12 protein-coding genes and 2 tRNA genes are annotated in these 17,966 nt (G+C 66.8%); 6 read left to right on the plus strand and 8 right to left on the minus strand.

The annotated features are described in order from the left end of the window. Positions 1 to 3 precede the first annotated feature (3 nt). On the plus strand, positions 4 to 2,550 hold the full coding sequence (locus DMB86_RS15455) for an ABC transporter permease (RefSeq protein WP_113718581.1): 2,547 nt from the start codon (positions 4 to 6) through the stop codon (positions 2,548 to 2,550). Between the two features lie 98 nt (positions 2,551 to 2,648). Further along, a complete protein-coding gene (locus DMB86_RS15460; RefSeq protein ID WP_113718582.1) occupies positions 2,649 to 2,948 on the plus strand; it encodes a hypothetical protein in 300 nt (99 codons plus the stop codon). Between the two features lie 18 nt (positions 2,949 to 2,966). Here DMB86_RS15460 and metG read toward each other — a convergent pair whose 3' ends face one another. From metG to ilvD, 7 genes are all read right to left on the minus strand, one after another. Beyond that, positions 2,967 to 4,541 (minus strand): methionine--tRNA ligase, encoded by a 1,575-nt coding sequence (metG, locus tag DMB86_RS15465; RefSeq protein ID WP_113718583.1) that lies wholly within the window; start codon positions 4,539 to 4,541, stop codon positions 2,967 to 2,969. A gap of 170 nt (positions 4,542 to 4,711) precedes the next feature. Then, positions 4,712 to 6,307, minus strand: a complete 1,596-nt coding sequence (gene serA / locus DMB86_RS15470) for a phosphoglycerate dehydrogenase (RefSeq protein ID WP_113718584.1) — start codon at positions 6,305 to 6,307, stop codon at positions 4,712 to 4,714. Positions 6,308 to 6,478: 171 nt separating this feature from the next. Further along, positions 6,479 to 7,504: a ketol-acid reductoisomerase gene (gene ilvC / locus DMB86_RS15475; RefSeq protein ID WP_113718585.1), complete on the minus strand. Its 1,026-nt coding sequence runs from the start codon at positions 7,502 to 7,504 to the stop codon at positions 6,479 to 6,481. A 97-nt stretch (positions 7,505 to 7,601) separates the two neighbouring features. Further along, positions 7,602 to 8,114, minus strand: coding sequence for an acetolactate synthase small subunit (ilvN, locus tag DMB86_RS15480; RefSeq protein WP_113718586.1), 513 nt, complete (start codon positions 8,112 to 8,114; stop codon positions 7,602 to 7,604). Between the two features lie 2 nt (positions 8,115 to 8,116). Next, the gene (locus DMB86_RS15485; protein WP_113718587.1) at positions 8,117 to 10,006 is read right to left on the minus strand and encodes an acetolactate synthase large subunit; all 1,890 of its coding nucleotides are present in this window, start codon (positions 10,004 to 10,006) and stop codon (positions 8,117 to 8,119) included. Between the two features lie 395 nt (positions 10,007 to 10,401). Beyond that, positions 10,402 to 11,232, minus strand: a complete 831-nt coding sequence (locus DMB86_RS15490) for a hypothetical protein (protein WP_129545562.1) — start codon at positions 11,230 to 11,232, stop codon at positions 10,402 to 10,404. A gap of 119 nt (positions 11,233 to 11,351) precedes the next feature. Continuing rightward, positions 11,352 to 13,091, minus strand: coding sequence for a dihydroxy-acid dehydratase (gene ilvD / locus DMB86_RS15495; protein WP_113718589.1), 1,740 nt, complete (start codon positions 13,089 to 13,091; stop codon positions 11,352 to 11,354). 304 nt (positions 13,092 to 13,395) lie between these two features. Here ilvD and DMB86_RS15500 point away from each other — a divergent pair. Together DMB86_RS15500 and bcp are read left to right on the plus strand one after the other, a co-directional pair. Next, positions 13,396 to 13,468: transfer RNA gene (locus tag DMB86_RS15500), tRNA-Lys, on the plus strand. Positions 13,469 to 13,739: 271 nt separating this feature from the next. Further along, complete coding sequence (bcp, locus tag DMB86_RS15505) at positions 13,740 to 14,213, plus strand: thioredoxin-dependent thiol peroxidase (protein WP_113718590.1); 474 nt, start codon at positions 13,740 to 13,742, stop codon at positions 14,211 to 14,213. An 85-nt stretch (positions 14,214 to 14,298) separates the two neighbouring features. On the opposite strand, the gene DMB86_RS15510 is transcribed toward bcp, so the two are convergent. Then, positions 14,299 to 14,380 (minus strand) — tRNA-Leu (locus DMB86_RS15510). Positions 14,381 to 14,594: 214 nt separating this feature from the next. Between DMB86_RS15510 and DMB86_RS15515 the strand changes: the two genes are divergently transcribed. Then, entirely contained in the window at positions 14,595 to 16,226 is a 1,632-nt protein-coding gene (locus tag DMB86_RS15515) for an ABC transporter substrate-binding protein (protein ID WP_113719617.1), read from the plus strand. Between the two features lie 182 nt (positions 16,227 to 16,408). Further along, positions 16,409 to 17,908, plus strand: coding sequence for a malate:quinone oxidoreductase (locus DMB86_RS15520; protein WP_113718591.1), 1,500 nt, complete (start codon positions 16,409 to 16,411; stop codon positions 17,906 to 17,908). Positions 17,909 to 17,966: the final 58 nt, after the last annotated feature.

Here is a 17,966-nt window from a genome sequence, read left to right on the forward strand (position 1 = left end):
GCCATGCTGCAGGTGGCCTTCAGCCAGCTCAAGACCCATTCGCGGCGGTTCATCGCCATCACCCTGGCCGTGCTGCTCGCCGTCGCCTTCCTTTCCGCCACGCTCATGGTCAACGCCTCCGCCACGGCCTCGTTGACCGCCAGTCTCGGGCAGTCGTACGCCAAAGCGGACTTGGTCGCTTCGCCCACCGCCGCCGTGCCGCTGACCGCCGCCTCGGCCGCCGCCGCCGCACGCACCCCGGGCGTTGCCGCCAGCTACCCCCTCCGGCAGGAGATGGTCCCCGTCGCGGCAGGAACCGCCACCCTGGCCGGCGTGCTGCGCAACCTCCCCGCTTCCCCGCAGCTGGAGCCCCTGGCGCTGGTGAACGGTTCATGGCCGACGTCGGCCGGCCAGGTCACCGTCGACGCCAAGACCGCCGCTGCCCGCCACCTGTCTGTGGGCAGCACGGTCACACTCGGCGGCGGCGTCGCGGCAGGCGGCCACGACGGCCGGCCCAAGGCAGAATCCGGTCCGGCGGCGTCGGGCACTCCCGATGCAGCCGTCGCCGTGCAGCCTGCCGTCAAGGCCACCGTCACCGGGATCATGGCGGCCTCCGCCGATCCGCAGCTCTCGGGCCTGGCCCAGCTTGCCGGCACGGAAGCCACCCTTGACGCCGTGGCCGGCCCGGACGCCCACTACGCCACCATCGCCGTCGAGCTGGCGCCGGGTACCAACACGGCCGCTGCCGCCACCGCGCTGGAATCCGCGCTGAAGCTGCCCGCCGGCCAGGTGGTGACACCGCAGCAGCTGACCTCGGCCACCGTCAAGTCCTTCACCGGAGGCTCGGACCACCTCACCATCGTGCTGCTCGCCTTTGCCGCCGTGGCCCTGCTGGTCTCGGGCCTGGTCGTGTCCAACACCTTCTCCGTCCTGGTCGCCCAGCGCACGCGTGAACTGGCCCTCTTGCGCTGCCTCGGCGCCAGCCGCACACAGATCAGGTCCTCGGTGGTCCTCGAAGCCCTCGTGGTGGGCGTCGCGGCGTCCGTGCTCGGGGTGTTGGCCGCCGTGGGAACCATGGCCGCCGTCATCGCCTTGCTGCGCCGCAACCCCGACTACGCGTTCGCCACCCTGGGGGTGCCGGCGTCGTCCATCCTTGCCGGCCTGACGGTGGGCACGCTGCTGACGGTGGTGGCAGCGCTCGTTCCGGCACGCTCGGCGACCCGGGTGGCGCCGTTGGCGGCGCTGCGCCCGGCCGACGACGCCTCCGTCCACAACGCCGCCGGCCGGGTGCGCCTGGGGATCGGTATCACGCTCATCCTGGTCGGCGGCGCCGGGCTGGTGGCTGGAGGGCTCGGTTCGAACCTTTTGCTGGCCATGCCGGCAGGCGCGGCGTCGTTCATCGGGATCATTCTGGCGGCGTCGCTCTTCGTCCCGCGGCTGGTGGCGCTGGCCGGGCGGCTGGCCCGGCCGGCGGGCGTCCCCGGCACCATGGCCTCCGCCAACGCCGTGCGGAATCCCCGGCGGACCACCGCCACCGCCTCGGCGCTGCTGATCGGGGTGACCCTGGTGACCATGATGATGACCGGCGCAGCGACGGCCCGGCAGGCCTTCGAGTCGCAGCTGGCAGACCACTTCCCCGTGGATCTGGCCGCGGCGGCGGTGCCGGGCACGCCGTCGTTCACCAGCGCCGAACTGGCCAAGGCGGCCGCGCTGCCCGGCGTCGACGCGGTGGCCCGGCTGAAGGTGGTGGGCACGGTGACGGCCGGCGGGCAGGAATTCCCCGCCTATGGCATCTCGTCAACGGACGCGGAACGGCTGCTCGGCAATCCGCAGAACCGCCCCACCGCCGGCACCGTGGTGCTGCCCAAGGGCACCACGGCGGCAACGGCGTCGCTCGTGGATGGCGGCCGGACCACGCGGCTGGGAGTGCGGGATTCCACGGCACGCGGCACCTCCGCACTGGTCCCACTCGACACCTTCCCCGCAGCTGAGGCAGGCAACCCGGTCCTCGCCGGCGCGGCGGACCAGGTGTGGATCAAGGTGGACCCGTCGCTGGACGGCACCGCCCTGGCGTCGCTGCGCACGGACCTGGCCGAGGCCTTGCACGTTGACGAGAACCAGGTGGACGGCGCCGTGCTGGAAAAGGCCATGTTCAACCAGGTCATCAACACCCTGCTGCTGGTGGTGACGGGCCTGCTGGCCGTGGCGATCGTCATCGCGCTCATCGGCGTGGCCAACACGCTGTCGCTGTCGGTGCTCGAACGCACGCGCGAAAACTCCCTGCTGCGGGCATTGGGCCTGACCCGTGGCCAGCTCCGCGGGATGCTGGCGCTCGAGGCCGTGCTCATCGCCGGGGTGGCCGCCGTCATCGGCTCGGTGCTCGGCGTAGTGTACGGCTGGCTGGGGGCGCAGTCGGCGCTGGGCAGCTTCACCACGGTGGTGGCCGTGGTCCCGTGGGGGCAGGTGCTGCTGGTGGTGGCGATTGCCGCCGCCGCAGGACTGCTGGCATCGGTGGTTCCGGCACGCCGCGCGGCCCGGCTGTCCCCCGTGGAGGGCCTGGCCGTGGACTGAGCCAGTCCGGGCGTTCGCGCGGCCGCTCCCCAGTAAAATTGCCGCCGCTCCCGCACTTTGCCGCAGGTCTACTCGCGGCAAAATGCGGGAGCGGCGAATTGGCATTCCCCTACGCGGCGGCGCTCCAGCAGCCGTTTATCCTGCGGGACGGCCGGGAGGCAAAGGTCGACTTTTGGTTTGAGGAACGTCGACTCGTCGGCGAATTCGACGGCAAAGGGAAATATCTCCGCGCCGACTGGGACAAGGGCAAGACAATTCAAGACCGGGTCGTTGCGGACAAGGCACGGGAGGACGAGATCCGTGCCCACGGCGTCGGATTTGTCCGGTGGACGTGGGCGGACATGATGAGCCGGGAGCGGTTTGTCCGGCTGCTGGTTCAGGCCGGACTCCCGCAATAATGACGCCCCGGCCGGCGGCTACGCCTCCGCGGGCTCCTCATATTTCGGGAAGATCGGAGACGGGGCGGGCAGGACCGTGCCGGCCACCAGGGGTGAGGCGATGGCGGCGAACCGGCGGACGGCGTCGTCCGGGGACGCGCCCTGGCCCAGCACATTGAGCAATTTCGCGGCGGCGTCCGGCATGACCGGCTGGATCAGGATGGAGACGATCCGCAGCACCTCGAGGGTCACGTACAGCACGGTTTCCATGCGCGCCACGTCCGTCTTGCGCAGCACCCACGGGGCCTGGTCGGCAAAATAGGCGTTGGTGTCGCCCAGGACGTGCCAGATCTTCTCCAGCGATCCGTGGAAGTCCTGGACCTGGTAGGCAGAGCGGGCGTGTTCCAGCAGGGCGCCGGCGTCCGCCAGAATCGACGAGTCGGCAGCCGTGAACGCGCCCGGAACCGGGACCACACCGGAGCAGTTCTTCGCCACCATGGACAGGGAGCGTTGTGCCAGGTTGCCGAGGTTGTTGGCGAGGTCGTGGTTCATGCGGCCCGCCACGGCGTCGTGGTTGTAGGAACCGTCCGCGCCGAACGGCACCTCGCGGAGCAGGAAGAAGCGGACCTGGTCCAGGCCGTACTGCGCCACCCAGTCCGCCGGAGCCACCACGTTGCCGAGGGACTTGGACATCTTCACGCCGTTGTTGTGCAGGAAGCCGTGGATCATGACGCGCTTGGGCAGTTCGATTCCGGCGGACATGAGGAACGCCGGCCAGTACACGGCGTGGAATCGGGAGATGTCCTTGCCGATGATGTGCACGTCCGCCGGCCAGAACTTCTGGAAAGCCTCCGAGGAAACGTCCGGGTAGCCCACGCCGGTGAGGTAGTTGGTGAGCGCGTCGACCCACACGTACATGACGTGCTTGTCATTGCCCGGGACAGGGACGCCCCAGTCGAAGGTGGTGCGGCTGACGGAGAGGTCCTCCAGGCCGCCCTTGACGAAGCTGACGACCTCGTTGAAGCGCGTCCGCGGGGCGCCGAATTCCGGCTGGTCCGCATACAGGGCCAGCAGCCGGTCCTGGTAGTTGGAGAGGCGGAAGAAGTAGCTTTCCTCCTCGGTCCACGTCAGTTCGGTGTCGGTGACCTTGGAGTAGCGCTTGCCGTCCTCGCGCAGTTCGGTCTCGTCCTCGCCGTAGTAGGCTTCGTCGCGGACGGAGTACCAGCCCTCGTACTTGCCCAGGTAGATGTCCCCGGCGTCCTCCATCTTCTTCCAGATGGCCTGCGACGCCGCGTAGTGGTCCGCGTCGGTGGTCCGGATGAAACGGTCGTAGCTGATGCCGAGCGCGGCGTGGGCAGCCTGGTACACGGCGGCGTTGCGGTCCACCAGCTCCTTGGGCGCGATGCCTTCCTTCTCGGCCGCCTGCGCAATCTTCATTCCATGCTCATCCGTGCCCGTCAGGAACATCACGTCGAACCCGTCCAGGCGCTTGAAGCGTGCCATGGCGTCGGCGGCGATGTACTCGTAGGCGTGCCCGATGTGCGGAACGCCGTTCGGGTACGTGATGGCGGTGGTCAGATAGTAGGGCGTCTTGGCCGGCTCGGTAGATGTCACCCTACGAATTTACCGTGAACCGCCCCAAATCACCGCTTCGTCACGCCCGTCATCCACACACGGGCACTCCCAACCACAACTGGCCCGCAGTAGATGTCGGAAATCGGGCGGATTTGGCGATTTTTCGACATCTACTGCGGGCCAGTTGGGAGGGGAGTGCGGGTTCCCGCTCAGTCCTCCAGGTCGACCTCGCGGGTCACGGTGGCGCCGATCTCGGTCCTGATGGCTTCCAGCACGCCCTGCGGGACGGAGCTGTCGACCGTGATGAGCGCCAGCGCCTGGCCGCCCTCGCTGTGGCGGGCCACCTGCATGCCGGCGATGTTCACGCCGTTCTCGCCCAGCAGTCGCCCCAGGGTGCCGACCACGCCGGGACGGTCCGCGTAGGAGATGACCAGGAGGTGGTCGCTCATCGGGATTTCCAGCTCGTAGCCGTTGACGCCGACGATCTTCTGGATCTGCTTCGGGCCTGTCAGCGTGCCGGACACGGAGATCTGGGAGTCGTCGGAGAGCGCGCCGCGGATGGTGAGGACGTTGCGGTAGTCGGCCGACTCCAGCGTGGTGATCAGGCGGGTGTTGATGCCGCGCTGCTCGGCCAGGACGGGCGCGTTGACGTAGGAGACCTGCTCGGAGACGACGTCCTTGAACACGCCCTTGAGCGCGGACAGCTCCAATGCCTTGACGTCCAGCGCGGCGATCTCGCCCGCCACCTCGACGTCGATCTGCGTCACCGAGGCGTGCGTCAGGGCGGTGAAGATCCGGCCCAGCTTCTCAATCAGCGGGATGCCGGGACGGACGTCGGCGGCGATGACGCCGCCGGCGACATTGACCGCGTCCGGGACCAGCTCGCCGGCCAGGGCCAGGCGGACCGACTTGGCCACCGAGACACCGGCCTTTTCCTGGGCTTCGTCGGTGGAGGCGCCCAGGTGCGGGGTGACGATGACGTTGTCCAGTCCCAGGAAGTCGACGTCGGAGGCGGGCTCCTTGACGAACACGTCGATGCCGGCGCCGGCGATGTCGCCGTCGCGCAGGGCAATGTTCAGCGCAGCCTCGTCCACCAGGCCGCCGCGGGCAACGTTGATGACGTAGGCGGTTTTTTTCATCTTCTTGAATGCCGCGGTGCCGATCATGCCCAGGGTCTCGGGCGTGCGGGGCATGTGGATGGTGACGAAGTCCGACTGTTCCAGCAGCTCATCCAGCGTCAGCAGCTGCACGCCCAGGCTGGCGGCGCGGGCCGAGGTGACGTAGGGGTCGTAGGCGATGACTTCCATGCCGAAGGCCTTGGCGCGCTCGGTGATGAGGGCGCCGATCCGTCCCAGGCCGATGATGCCGAGCTTCTTTTCCAGCAGTTCCGTGCCGGTGTACTTCGAGCGCTTCCACTCGCCGTTCTTCAGCGCGGTGCTGGCGGCAGGGATGTGGCGGGCCAGGGAGAGGATGTGGCCGATGGTCAGTTCGGCGGCGGAGACGATGTTCGACGTCGGCGCGTTCACCACCATGACGCCGGCCTGCGTGGCCGCCTTGATGTCCACGTTGTCCAGCCCCACGCCGGCACGGGCGATGACCTTCAGGTTCTTCGCCGCGGCGATGGCCTCGGCATCGACCTGAGTGGCGGAGCGGACCAGGATCGCGTCCACGTCCACGATGGCGGAGAGCAGCGCGGAGCGGTCGGACCCGTCCGTCTGGCGGATCTCAAAGTCCGGGCCCAGCGCCTCGACCGTGGCGGGTGAAAGTTCCTCTGCGAGGAGTACGACTGGCTTGGTGGCGCTCACCTATGACCTCTTTAGCTCTCGGGGATGTTCTTGTGGGGATTTTGGTGAAGGGTTCGGCTGTTGTTTGGACGACAAAAAAGCCGGACTCCAGTTTATGGGAGCCCGGCTTCCTTGCCGTAACAATCAGCGGTGGCGGCGACGCAAGCGACGCACGTCACATGCGTCGGAACGCTACCGGGCGACGGAGCCTTCGGTGTAGTCGTCGTCGGACTTGATCCAGGAGAACAGCTTGCGCAGTTCGCGCCCGGTGGCCTCGATCGGGTGGTCCTCGCCCTTCTTGCGCAGCGCGGCGAACTCGGGGCCGCCGGCGTCCTGGTCGTCGATGAAGCGCTTGGCGAAGGTGCCGTCCTGGATGTCGGCGAGGACGGCCTTCATGTTCTCCTTCACGTCGGGGGTGATGACGCGCGGGCCGGAGACATAGTCGCCGTATTCGGCGGTGTCGGAGACGCTCCAGCGCTGCTTGGCGATGCCGCCTTCAACCATGAGGTCGACGATCAGCTTGAGCTCGTGCAGCACCTCGAAGTAGGCGACCTCTGGCTTGTATCCGGCCTCGGTCAGGGTCTCGAAGCCGTATTGCACCAGCTGGGAGGCGCCGCCGCACAGCACTGCCTGCTCGCCGAACAGGTCGGTTTCGGTCTCCTCGGTGAAGGTGGTCTCGATGACGCCGGCGCGGGTTCCGCCGATGCCCTTGGCGTAGGACAGCGCCAGTTCACGGGCCTTGCCGGAGGGGTTCTGTTCGACGGCGATCAGGTCCGGCACGCCGCGGCCGGCTTCGAACTCGCGCCGCACGATGTGGCCCGGGCCCTTGGGGGCGACGAGGGCGACGTCGACGTCGGCCGGCGGCTGGATGTAGCCGTAGCGGATGTTGAAGCCGTGGCCGAAGAAGAGGGCGTCGCCGGCGTTCAGGTTCGGGGCGATGTCTTCCGCGTACACGAAGCGCTGGACCTGGTCGGGGGTGAGGACCATGATCAGGTCGGCTTCCTTGACGGCGTCGGCGACGCTGAGGACGCGCAGGCCCTCGGCCTCGGCCTTGGCGCGGGACTTGGAGCCTTCCTTGAGGCCGACGCGGACGTCGACGCCGGAATCGCGCAGGCTCAGTGCGTGTGCGTGGCCCTGGCTGCCGTAGCCGATGACGGCAACCTTGCGACCCTGGATGATGGAGAGGTCTGCGTCGTCGTCGTAGAACATGTCGGTCACTGTGTTGCTCCTTGAATATTTGAGGGGTGTTGCTGTGTTTTCGTTACGGTTTTTGCCGCCGGCGCGCACGCCGGCCGCTGCCTTGGGAAGCGCTGCGCTAAGAAGCGCGGAGGGCCCGGTCGCTCATGGAGCGGGATCCCCGCCCGATGGCCAGGGTGCCCGACTGCACGATCTCGCGGATGCCGAAGGGCTCGAGCACATTGAGCAGTGCTGTGAGCTTGTCCGGGTGGCCGGTGGCCTCGATGGTCAGCGAGTCGGTGGACACGTCGACGACCGAGGCGCGGAAGAGGTCTGCGGCTTGGGTGACCTGCAGCCTCGTGGCGGCATCCGCGCGTACCTTGACCAGGATGTGGTCCCGCTGCACGGAGTTCTCTGAAACCAGTTCAACAATCTTGATGACGTTGACCAGTTTATTCAGCTGTTTGGTGACTTGTTCAATCAGCTCCCCGCCGGCGTCGACCACCACGGTCATGCGGGACACGCCGGAGACCTCGGTGGGGCCCACCGCCAGGGAGTTGATGTTGAAGGCGCGGCGGGCAAACATGCTGGCCACGCGAGTCAGGACGCCGGGCTTGTCCTCGACCAGGACGGAAAGGGTATGGCGTGTCATCTCTAGTCCTCTTCTTCCCACACGGGGGTCAGGTTCCGTGCCACTTGGATCTGGTCGTTGCTGACGCCGGAGGGGACCATCGGCCACACCATGGAGTCGGGGCTGACCACGAAGTCGATGACTACGGGGCGGTCGTTGATGGAAAGCGCCTTTTCGATGGTCGCGTCAAGGTCCTCGACGCGGTCGCAGCGCAGGCCCACGCACCCGTAGGCGTCGGCGAGCTTGACGAAGTCCGGGATCCGCATGGTGTCGTGGCCCGTATTCAGGTCGGTGTTGGAATAGCGGCTGTTGTAGAACAGCGTCTGCCACTGGCGCACCATGCCGAGCGAGGAGTTGTTGATGATCGCGACCTTGATCGGGATGTTGTTGATCCGACAGGTGGCCAGTTCCTGGTTGGTCATCTGGAAGCAGCCGTCGCCGTCGATGGCCCAGACCACGCGGTCCGGCTCGCCCACCTTGGCGCCCATGGCCGCGGGCACCGAGTACCCCATGGTGCCGGCGCCGCCGGAGTTCAGCCAGGAATGGGGACGCTCATACTTGATGAACTGCGCGGCCCACATCTGGTGCTGCCCCACGCCCGCCACGTACACGCCCTCCGGGCCGGTCAGGGCGCCGATGCGGGAGATGACCCGCTGAGGGGACATGAGCCCGTCCTCCGGCTCGGTCCAGCCCAGCGGGTAGGTGTCGCGCAGGTTCCCCAGGAACGCCCACCAGTCGCCGAGGTCCGGCGCCCCGTGGGCCTCGAACTCCACCTTCACGGCGGCCGTCAGGTCCGGGATGATCTCCTTGACGGAGCCCACGATCGGGACATCCGCCGTGCGGTTCTTGGATATTTCCGCCGGGTCGATGTCCGCGTGGATGACCTTGGCGTGCGGGGCGAAGCTGCCGAGCACGCCGGTGACGCGGTCGTCGAAGCGCGCTCCCAGGGTGATCAGCAGGTCCGACTGCTGCAGGGCCGTGACGGCGGAGACGGTGCCGTGCATGCCGGGCATGCCCACATGCAGCCGGTGTGAATCCGGGAACGCGCCGCGGGCCATTAGCGTGGTGACGACGGGCGCGCCCGTCAGTTCGGCCAGCTCCATGAGCTCCTTGGAGGCGTGGGCCTTGATGACGCCGCCGCCCACGTACAGGACCGGCTTCCTGGCCTCGCGGATCAGCTTGGCGGCTTCGCGCAGCTGCTTGGAGTGGCCGCGGAACACGGGCCGGTAGCCGGGGAGGTCGATGACCGGCGGCCAGGAGAACGTCATCTGGCCCTGCTGGGCGTCCTTGGACACGTCAACCAGCACGGGACCGGGGCGGCCGGTGGAGGCGAGGTGGAAGGCCTCCGCCATGACGCGGGGGACGTCCTGGGGGTCGGTGACGAGGTAGGAGTGCTTGGTCACGGGCATCGTGATACCCACGATGTCCGCTTCCTGGAACGCGTCGGTGCCGATGACCGCGCTGGAGACCTGGCCGGTGATGGCAACCATCGGCACGGAGTCCATGTGGGCGTCCATGATGGGCGTGACCAGGTTGGTGGCGCCGGGTCCGGAGGTCGCGATGCACACGCCGACCTCACCCGTGACCATGGCATAGCCCTGCGCGGCATGCCCGGCACCCTGCTCGTGGCGGACCAGCACGTGGTTGAGGGAGGAGGCCATGAGGGGATCGTAGGTGGGCAGGATCGCCCCGCCGGGAAGCCCGAAGACGTCCTTGACGCCCAGCTCTTCCAGTGAACGGACAAGTGCCTCGGAGCCGGTCATTTGTACAGGCGCCACAATGCGGTTGGGGCCTACGACGGCGGTGGCCGGGCCTGCGGGGCTGACTGCACCGGGGCTGCTGACTGCGGTGCCGCCGTGCCCATGGGACTTGGCGGCCATCAGCGCAGGGCTGGCGGGCTTTCCTTTACTCATCGGTTCTTCCTTTGCGGAACTCTTGCTTTTGATACTTCCATGGGTGCGCAGTGTGCGGCGGGCCATTCGGTGTAACGGCCCGCCTTACGGTGGTAACAAAAAAACCCCTCGGCCGCGAGGCTCTCATAGAGGGGTTTGCACGTGTTGCGACGTTCTCTTCACTGGTTTGTCAGAGGGTCATGGCCGGTGGTGTGGCCACTTTGCGTCACGCGCTAGCTAATGACGACTACGAGCTTTATGTGCATGTCTGTAGTCTTTCCTTTCGCCGCCGGAGGTGTCAAACGCCATGGACGCCCATCTCATTATGTGGATGCGGAGTCCACACTGTGGGCATGGTCCGCCCGGGCGGCCCGGTACAGCGCTCGGACCGGGCGGTCGGCGGCTCCGGGGCCCCCTCAGGCCCGTCCCACAACATTTGAGCTGCGCAACTTCTGCAGGCTCGGGTGCGCGCCAACCGATTCGGAACCGTGGGTGGCCAACACCGTAAACAGTGCCGCAGCCGGTACGTGCACACCGCTCAACAGCAAGGGATGGGCTGAGTCGTACTGGGTGATGAGCGACCAGTCCTCAATTTCTGGATAGACAGCCGAGACCGCTGAGAAGTAAAAGCTCAGCCACCGGCCGCCCACCTGGCACAGGAGCCGCTGATTGCTCACCACCAAGCGGCATGGCTGACGCTCGCGCCATTGGGCGGCGGCCTGGTTAGCAGCAGCGTTTCGCCGGGCAGCATTTGATATGGCGTTGATGCCCAAGCCCGCCAACACGAAGGCGGGCCTGCCAAAATAGAAGCCCGAGCTTTGCGAGTAGGTCACATCCATGCCGTAATGGCGCGCATAGTCCGCGGGAACATCCATGAAGAAAACCTCGTTGGCGTTGGGCACGACATCCCAAATGTGGATGGTCCCCGGGACTTCGCGCCGCAAAAGGCTTGATTGCAGGCTGCGAGCTTGTTCCCATGCCCTGGCCGAGCTGCTCTCCCGTTGCGCAACGCCGGCGTCCATCTTTGTGGAATGACCCTGGGCACGCCGCCAGTGACGAAAGGCCCTGAACCCACCGACGGCGGCATAAACCAGTGCAGCCAAGGGACCAACGAGGGCGAGCAGCAGAAGCACGATCGCCAGCAGGGACCACCATGGCCGCAGGCTTTGGTTCTCCAAACCCTGATGGATCCACCAGATTCCGAGCGTGGCGACAACGTAAATCGCGGGTGCTGCGACGAGCGGCACGGCCCATCTCATATGGCGTCTCACCCTTGCAGATTTCGCCCGCAAACCATTCCCCCTCGGTGTGTTTCGGTCTCCTCGAGCCCAGCTACCCCATCAACTGCGGGTTGGAACGCTATTGCCTATCCGCAGAAGGCTCCCGTCGAGGCGCTGTTGACCAATTTCGCATACTTGGCCAGCACGCCGGAGGTGAACTTCGCCGGCAGCGGCTCCCATCCGGCCTTGCGGGCCTCCAGCTCGGCGGCGTCCACCAGGAGATCGAAGGACCGGGCGGCGATGTCCACGCGGATCCTGTCGCCGTCGCGCACAAAGGCGATGGGCCCGCCGTCGACCGCTTCCGGGGCCACGTGGCCGATGCACAGGCCGGTGGTGCCGCCGGAAAAGCGGCCGTCCGTCAGCAGCAGCACGTCCCTGCCGAGCCCGGCGCCCTTGATGGCGCCGGTGATGGCGAGCATTTCGCGCATGCCGGGGCCGCCCTTGGGGCCTTCGTAGCGGATGACGACGACGTCGCCGGCGTGGATCTGCCCCTTGTCCAGGGCGTCGAGCGCGCCCTGCTCGCGCTCAAACACGCGGGCTGTGCCTTCAAAGACGTCCAGGTCGAAGCCTGCGCTCTTGACGACGGCGCCCTCCGGCGCCAGCGAGCCGTGCAGGATGGTGATGCCGCCGGTCTTGTGAATCGGGTTGTCCAATGCGCGCAGCACCTTGCCGTCGGGGTCCGGGGGGTTGATCTCGGCGAGGTTCTCCGCAACCGTCCGGCCGGTGACGGTGAGGCAGTCGCCGTGGATGAGTCCGGCGTCGAGCAGGGCCTTCATGATGACGGGCACGCCGCCGATCTTGTCGACGTCGAACATCACGTAGCGGCCGAAGGGCTTCAGGTCGCCCAGGTGAGGGATCCTGTCGCCAATGCGGTTGAAGTCCTTGAGCGTCAGGTCCACGTGTGCCTCGCGGGCAATGGCCAGGAGATGGAGGACGGCGTTCGTGGAGCCGCCGAACGCCATGGTGACGGCGATGGCGTTTTCAAAGGCCTTCTTGGTCATGATGTCGCGGGCGCGGATGCCTTTTTCGAGCAGGTGGACCACGGCCGCGCCTGACTTGCGGGCGTACATGTCGCGACGGCGGTCGGCGCTGGGCGGGGCGGCTGAGCCGGGCAGTGACATGCCGAGGGCCTCGCCGATGCACGCCATGGTGTTGGCCGTGTACATGCCGCCGCAGGCGCCCTCCCCGGGACAGATGGCGCGCTCAATGCTGTCCAGGTCCTTCATGCTCATCTTCCCGGCGGCACAGGCCCCCACGGCCTCGAAGGCGTCGATCAGGGTGACTTCCTTCTCCGTGCCGTCTTCCAACTTCGCGAAGCCGGGCATGATGGAGCCGGCATACAGGAAGACGCTGGCCAGGTTCAGGCGGGCAGCGGCCATGAGCATGCCGGGCAGGGACTTGTCGCAGCCGGCCAGCAGCACGGAACCGTCCAGGCGCTCGGCCATCATGACGGTTTCCACGGAATCGGCGATGACTTCGCGGGAGACTAGGGAAAAGTGCATGCCTTCATGGCCCATGGAGATGCCGTCGGAAACGGAGATGGTGCCAAACTGCATGGGGAAGCCGTCCGCGGCGAACACGCCTTCCTTGGCTCCCTGGGCCAGCCGGTTCAGGGACAGGTTGCAGGGCGTGATTTCATTCCAGGAACTGGCGATGCCGATCTGCGGCTTGCGGAAGTCGTCGTCGCCCATGCCCACGGCGCGGAACATGCCGCGCGCCGGGGAGGCGTGGATCCCGTCGGTGACAACGCGGCTGCGGGGCTTGATGTCCGGCTTGCCGTCTGCGGTCCGGACAACGTCATCTGCTGAATTGGTCTCCACGCTCATGTGCGCAGTCTATGACGGCTCGTCCGGCCCGGCCAGCGTATTTCTGGTTCCGGTCACATGGCGGGATTTATCGTCTCGAGGGGGAATCGCTGCAGGCGTGCCGAGGGCGGCGTGCGGGCCCCATGCTTCACCCCTCCGGCACCGAAAAACCGCGACAGGACAGGCCCGTCGGACTGCCGACGTGTGATCTGCACCGCAAACCACATTTCAGATTTCACACGCGCCCAAAAACCATGTAGTGTTTCATGTCGTTGCGGGGAACACAACGGACACAAGCCGAAGTGATCCACTGCAGCGCAAAGATGCACCTCTAGCTCAATTGGCAGAGCAATTGACTCTTAATCAATGGGTTTCGGGTTCAAGTCCCGAGGGGTGCACAGTTGAAGAACGGCCTCCGGTCCGCTTAGGCGGACCGGAGGCCGTTTTGCTTTCCGCCACATGACTGGGTGGGATGGCCACCCCTGCCGCCGGGAGCGCGCCACCGGTGCCGCCGCCACCCATCCCGACGAATCGTCAATTTAGCGGCCCCCAGCAACTGGCCTAGGCTGATGTGAACGCCCAGCCGCCGACTGCCCGGCGTCGCCCTCCTACAGCGACACCCGTCAACAGCGCCATCAGACGCACAGCACCACCCAAGAAGGAGACTCCATGTCCGAACGCCTCGTCCCCGGCGACACCGCCCCGCCCTTCAGCCTGCCCAATGCCGACGGCGGAACCACGGCATTGGAGGACTTCGCGGGCCACGACGTGGTGGTCTACTTTTACCCGGCAGCGTCGACGCCCGGCTGCACCAAGCAAGCCTGCGACTTTCGGGACAGCCTGGCCTCGCTGACGTCGGCCGGCTACCAGGTGGTGGGCATCTCCCCCGACCCCGTGGCGAAGCTTGCCAAGTTCGCTGCCCAGGAAGAGCTGACGTTCCCGCTGCTGTCCGACGAGGACCACGCCGTCGCCGACGCCTACGCAGCCTGGGGCGAAAAGAAGAACTACGGCAAGACCTATCAAGGCCTGATCCGCTCCACGATCGTGGTGGACCGCGACGGAAAGGTGGCCGTGGCCCAGTACAACGTCCGCGCCACCGGGCATGTGGCCAAGCTGCGCCGGGATTTGAAGATCGACCAGTAGCCTGTCCCGATCCCCTGGGTCTCGACGCGCTCGAAGAACTCGCGGCCCGACCACCGGGCTGCCCGACCACCGGATCAGCAATATGTGCGCAAGAGGGGACTTGAACCCCTACGCCCGAAGGCACAGGTACCTAAAACCTGCGTGTCTACCAATTCCACCACTCGCGCCGGCAACAACAAAAGACGTCCACCATACTACCCGGCATCCGACCTCCGCAGTGACCGGCACAGTTCACCGCAGCGGCGGTGCCGGACCGCGGACGGCCGGCGCCAAGCAACAGCCGTTAGGATGAATGGCTGATGGAATCCGCAGCCGTAAGGAGAAACCCCCGTGCCCACACTGGCCCGCCCACGGCGCAAGGCGCGGCTGCGCGCGGCCGCGATGGCCGCCGTCGTCCTTCTGGGGGCCACCGCCTGCACCGGGGCGCCGGGACCCGACCCGTCAAGCACGACGCCGGCCACCCGGCAGGCCGCGCCGGTCACCTTTAACTTTGGCACCGGAGCGGACCCGGCGGGCCTTGATCCGGCGCTGGTGGCGGACACGGAGTCGTACCGGGTGACGCGGCAGGTCCTGGAGGGGCTTGTCACGATCGATCCCGTCACCGGCGCGCCGGCCCCGAGCCTGGCGACGTCCTGGAAGGAGCTCGGCGACGGGCTGGCGTACCAGTTCAAGCTGCGCCGCGGCGTCACGTTCCAGGACGGCACGGCCTTTGACGCGCAGGCCGTGTGCACCAACTTCGAGCGCTGGTACAAGCTGCCCAAGGCCACGCGCGGGGACGGCGCCGGGACCATGTTCAAGCAGGTGTTCGGCGAATTTTCGGACCATCCCAAGGATTCGCTCTACGGCGGCTGCACCGTGGACGGACCGCTGGAGGTGACCCTGCACCTGAAGATGCGGCTGACCGGCTTCCTGCAGGCCCTGACCCTGCCGGCCTTTGCCATCTCCTCCCCCGCCGCGCTGGAAAAGGGAACCGCCAACACCCTCAACCAGACGTTCCACGGCAACAAGGTCTCCAAATACGCGCTCCATCCGGTGGGCACGGGCCCGTTCATGTTCACCTCGTCCGCCCCCGGAACGGTGACCATGACCGCGTACCCGAAGTATTGGGGACCAAAGGGCCAGATCCACACGCTCATCTTCACCACCTACGACGAGCCCGAAACGCGGCTGGCCGCCCTGGCGGACGGCACCTTGGACGGCTTTGACCCGGTGACGCCGTCCAACTTTGACAAGCTGGTCAAGGCAGGCAGGCAGGTGCTCCAGCGCGACCCGTTCTCCGTCGTGTACGTCGGAATCAACCAGGCCGTCCCCGTCATGAAGGACGCGAAGGTCCGCGAGGCCATCGCCGCCGGCATCGACAAGACCACGCTCGTCAACGACTTCTTCATCGCCGGCACGGCCACCACGGCGCAGTTCATTCCGCCCAAGCTCAGCGGCTTCAACAACGCCGTGCCCGGCATCGCCTACGACCCCGTCAAGGCCAAGGAGCTGCTGAAGTCCTCCGGCTACAAGGGCCAGGAAATCAAGTTCTACTACCCCACCAACGTGACCCGCACCTACCTGCCCACGCCCGAGAAGGTGTATGCCGAGATTGCACGCGAGCTGACGGCCGTCGGCTTCAACATCAAGCCCGTGCCGATCGCCTGGAACGACGGCTACGTCCAGGCCGTCACGAGCCCCGGCGACCACGCACTGAGCCTCATGGGCTGGAACGGCGGCTACGCCGACCCGGACAACTTCGTGGGCCCGCTCTTCGGCGCCCCCAACGGCGAACTTGGCCTGCAGGACCCCCAGCTCGTCTCCAAGATCACGCGGGCGCGCAGCATCCCCAACGGCCCCGCGCGGACCGCCGCCTACGACGCCATCAACAAGCTGATCGCCACCAGTGTCCCGGCGGTGCCCATCGCGTTCCCCATCTCCGCGATCGCCCTCTCCGACAAAGTGGCCAGCTACCCGCTCAGCCCGGTCCTCAACGAGGTCTTCAACCACGTCACGCTGGCCGCCGGAAACTAGGCGGCGCGGGGACGTGCGTGCCACGCGGTGACGGACGACGCCGGGTGCCCGGCCCGGGTGACCCGCCGCGCCGTCGTCCCGGGTGCCCCGCGGGCGTGTGACCCAGCTCCCCTGATTTACGCTACAAGCACCTGCCGCGATACGCTTCTACAGCTAGGAAGAGCCTCTATTCGGAGTTGACTGTGACCTTCATCTCGACCACCAAAGACGCTGACGTCGTTCTCATCGGAGGCGGCATCATGAGCGCCACTTTGGGTGCAATGCTCAAGCAACTCGAACCGACCTGGAACATTGTGCTGTTTGAACAGCTGGGGCAGCCGGGCCTTGAATCCTCCAGCCCGTGGAACAACGCCGGCACCGGCCACTCCGCGCTCTGCGAACTCAACTATTCGCCACAGGCCAAGGACGGCACCGTTGATCCGGCAAAGGCGCTGAACATCAACGAACAGTTCCAGCTCTCCCGCCAGTTCTGGGCACACATGGTGGACAACGGCCTGGTCGGCTCCCCCAAGGGTTTCATCAACACCGTCCCGCACATGAGCTTTGTGATTGGCGAAGCGCACCGCAAGTTCCTCAAGGCCCGGCACGCCGCGCTGAGCAGCAACCCGCTGTTCGCCTCCATGGAGTACTCCGAGGACCCCGCCCAGATTGCCAAGTGGGCGCCCCTGGTCATGAAGGGACGCGACCCCCAGGAAAAGGTGACCGCCACGCGCGCCGCCGAGGGCACCGACGTCGACTTTGGCGCCCTGACCCGCGAGCTCATCGGGTACATGGACAGCCACGGCGTCGAGGTCAACTACAACACCTCCGTCACCGACGTCGAACGCACCGCCGACGGCCGGTGGGACGTTTCGACCAAGTACCGGTCCTCCGGCGAACACGGGCGGATCAAGGCGAAGTTCGTCTTCATTGGCAGCGGCGGCGGCGCCCTGCACCTGCTCCAAAAGTCGGGCATTCCCGAGGGCAACGGTTTTGGCGGCTTCCCCGTTTCCGGCCAGTTCTTCCGCTGCACGGATGAAAAAATCGCGTCCCGGCACAGCGCCAAGGTCTACGGCCAGGCATCCGTGGGCGCACCCCCCATGTCCGTCCCGCACCTGGACACCCGCTACGTGGGCGGCAAGCGGTCCCTCCTCTTCGGCCCGTACGGCGGCTTCTCCACGAAGTACCTGAAGACCGGCAGCTACCTTGACCTGCCCGGCTCCATCCGGCCCGGAAATATCATCCCGATGCTCGCGGTCGGCAAGGACAACCTCGACCTGGTGAAGTACCTGGTCAGCGAGGTCACCAAGTCCCACGCGGGCAAGGTGGAGGCGCTCCACGAGTACTTCCCCGGCGCCGACGGCAAGGACTGGGAACTGATCACGGCCGGGCAGCGGGTCCAGATCATTAAGAAGGACGCCAAAAAGGGCGGCATCCTGCAGTTCGGCACCGAGGTCATCACCTCGGCCGACGGCACCATCTCCGCCCTGCTCGGCGCCTCCCCCGGCGCGTCCACGGCCGTGCCGATCATGCTGCAGCTGCTCCAGCGCTGCTTCCCGCGCAAGTTCAAGCTGGAATGGCAGGATTCGCTGCGCGGCATGATGCCCACCTACGGCACCAAGCTCAACGAGAACCCGGAACTGTTTGACAAGAGCCTGGCCTCGACGGCGGCGTCGCTGCAGTTGCAGACCGATCCGGCCTAGGGTTCCCCTCGGGCAGGACGGGCAGGACGGGCACGACCAGCAGGGCCAGACGGAACCG

The organism is Arthrobacter dokdonellae (assembly GCF_003268655.1).
GTDB classification, from domain to species: Bacteria; Actinomycetota; Actinomycetes; order Actinomycetales; family Micrococcaceae; genus Specibacter; species Specibacter dokdonellae.

Excerpts from the sequence above, each read along its gene's own strand:
- DMB86_RS15455 (WP_113718581.1), top strand. The coding sequence starts at position 4 with ATGCTGCAGGTGGCCTTCAGCCAGCTCAAGACCCATTCGCGGCGGTTC.
- ilvN (WP_113718586.1), bottom strand. The coding sequence starts at position 8,114 with ATGACACGCCATACCCTTTCCGTCCTGGTCGAGGACAAGCCCGGCGTC.
- DMB86_RS15485 (WP_113718587.1), bottom strand. The coding sequence starts at position 10,006 with ATGAGTAAAGGAAAGCCCGCCAGCCCTGCGCTGATGGCCGCCAAGTCC.
- ilvD (WP_113718589.1), bottom strand. The coding sequence starts at position 13,091 with ATGAGCGTGGAGACCAATTCAGCAGATGACGTTGTCCGGACCGCAGAC.
- bcp (WP_113718590.1), top strand. The coding sequence starts at position 13,740 with ATGTCCGAACGCCTCGTCCCCGGCGACACCGCCCCGCCCTTCAGCCTG.
- DMB86_RS15515 (WP_113719617.1), top strand. The coding sequence starts at position 14,595 with ATGGCCGCCGTCGTCCTTCTGGGGGCCACCGCCTGCACCGGGGCGCCG.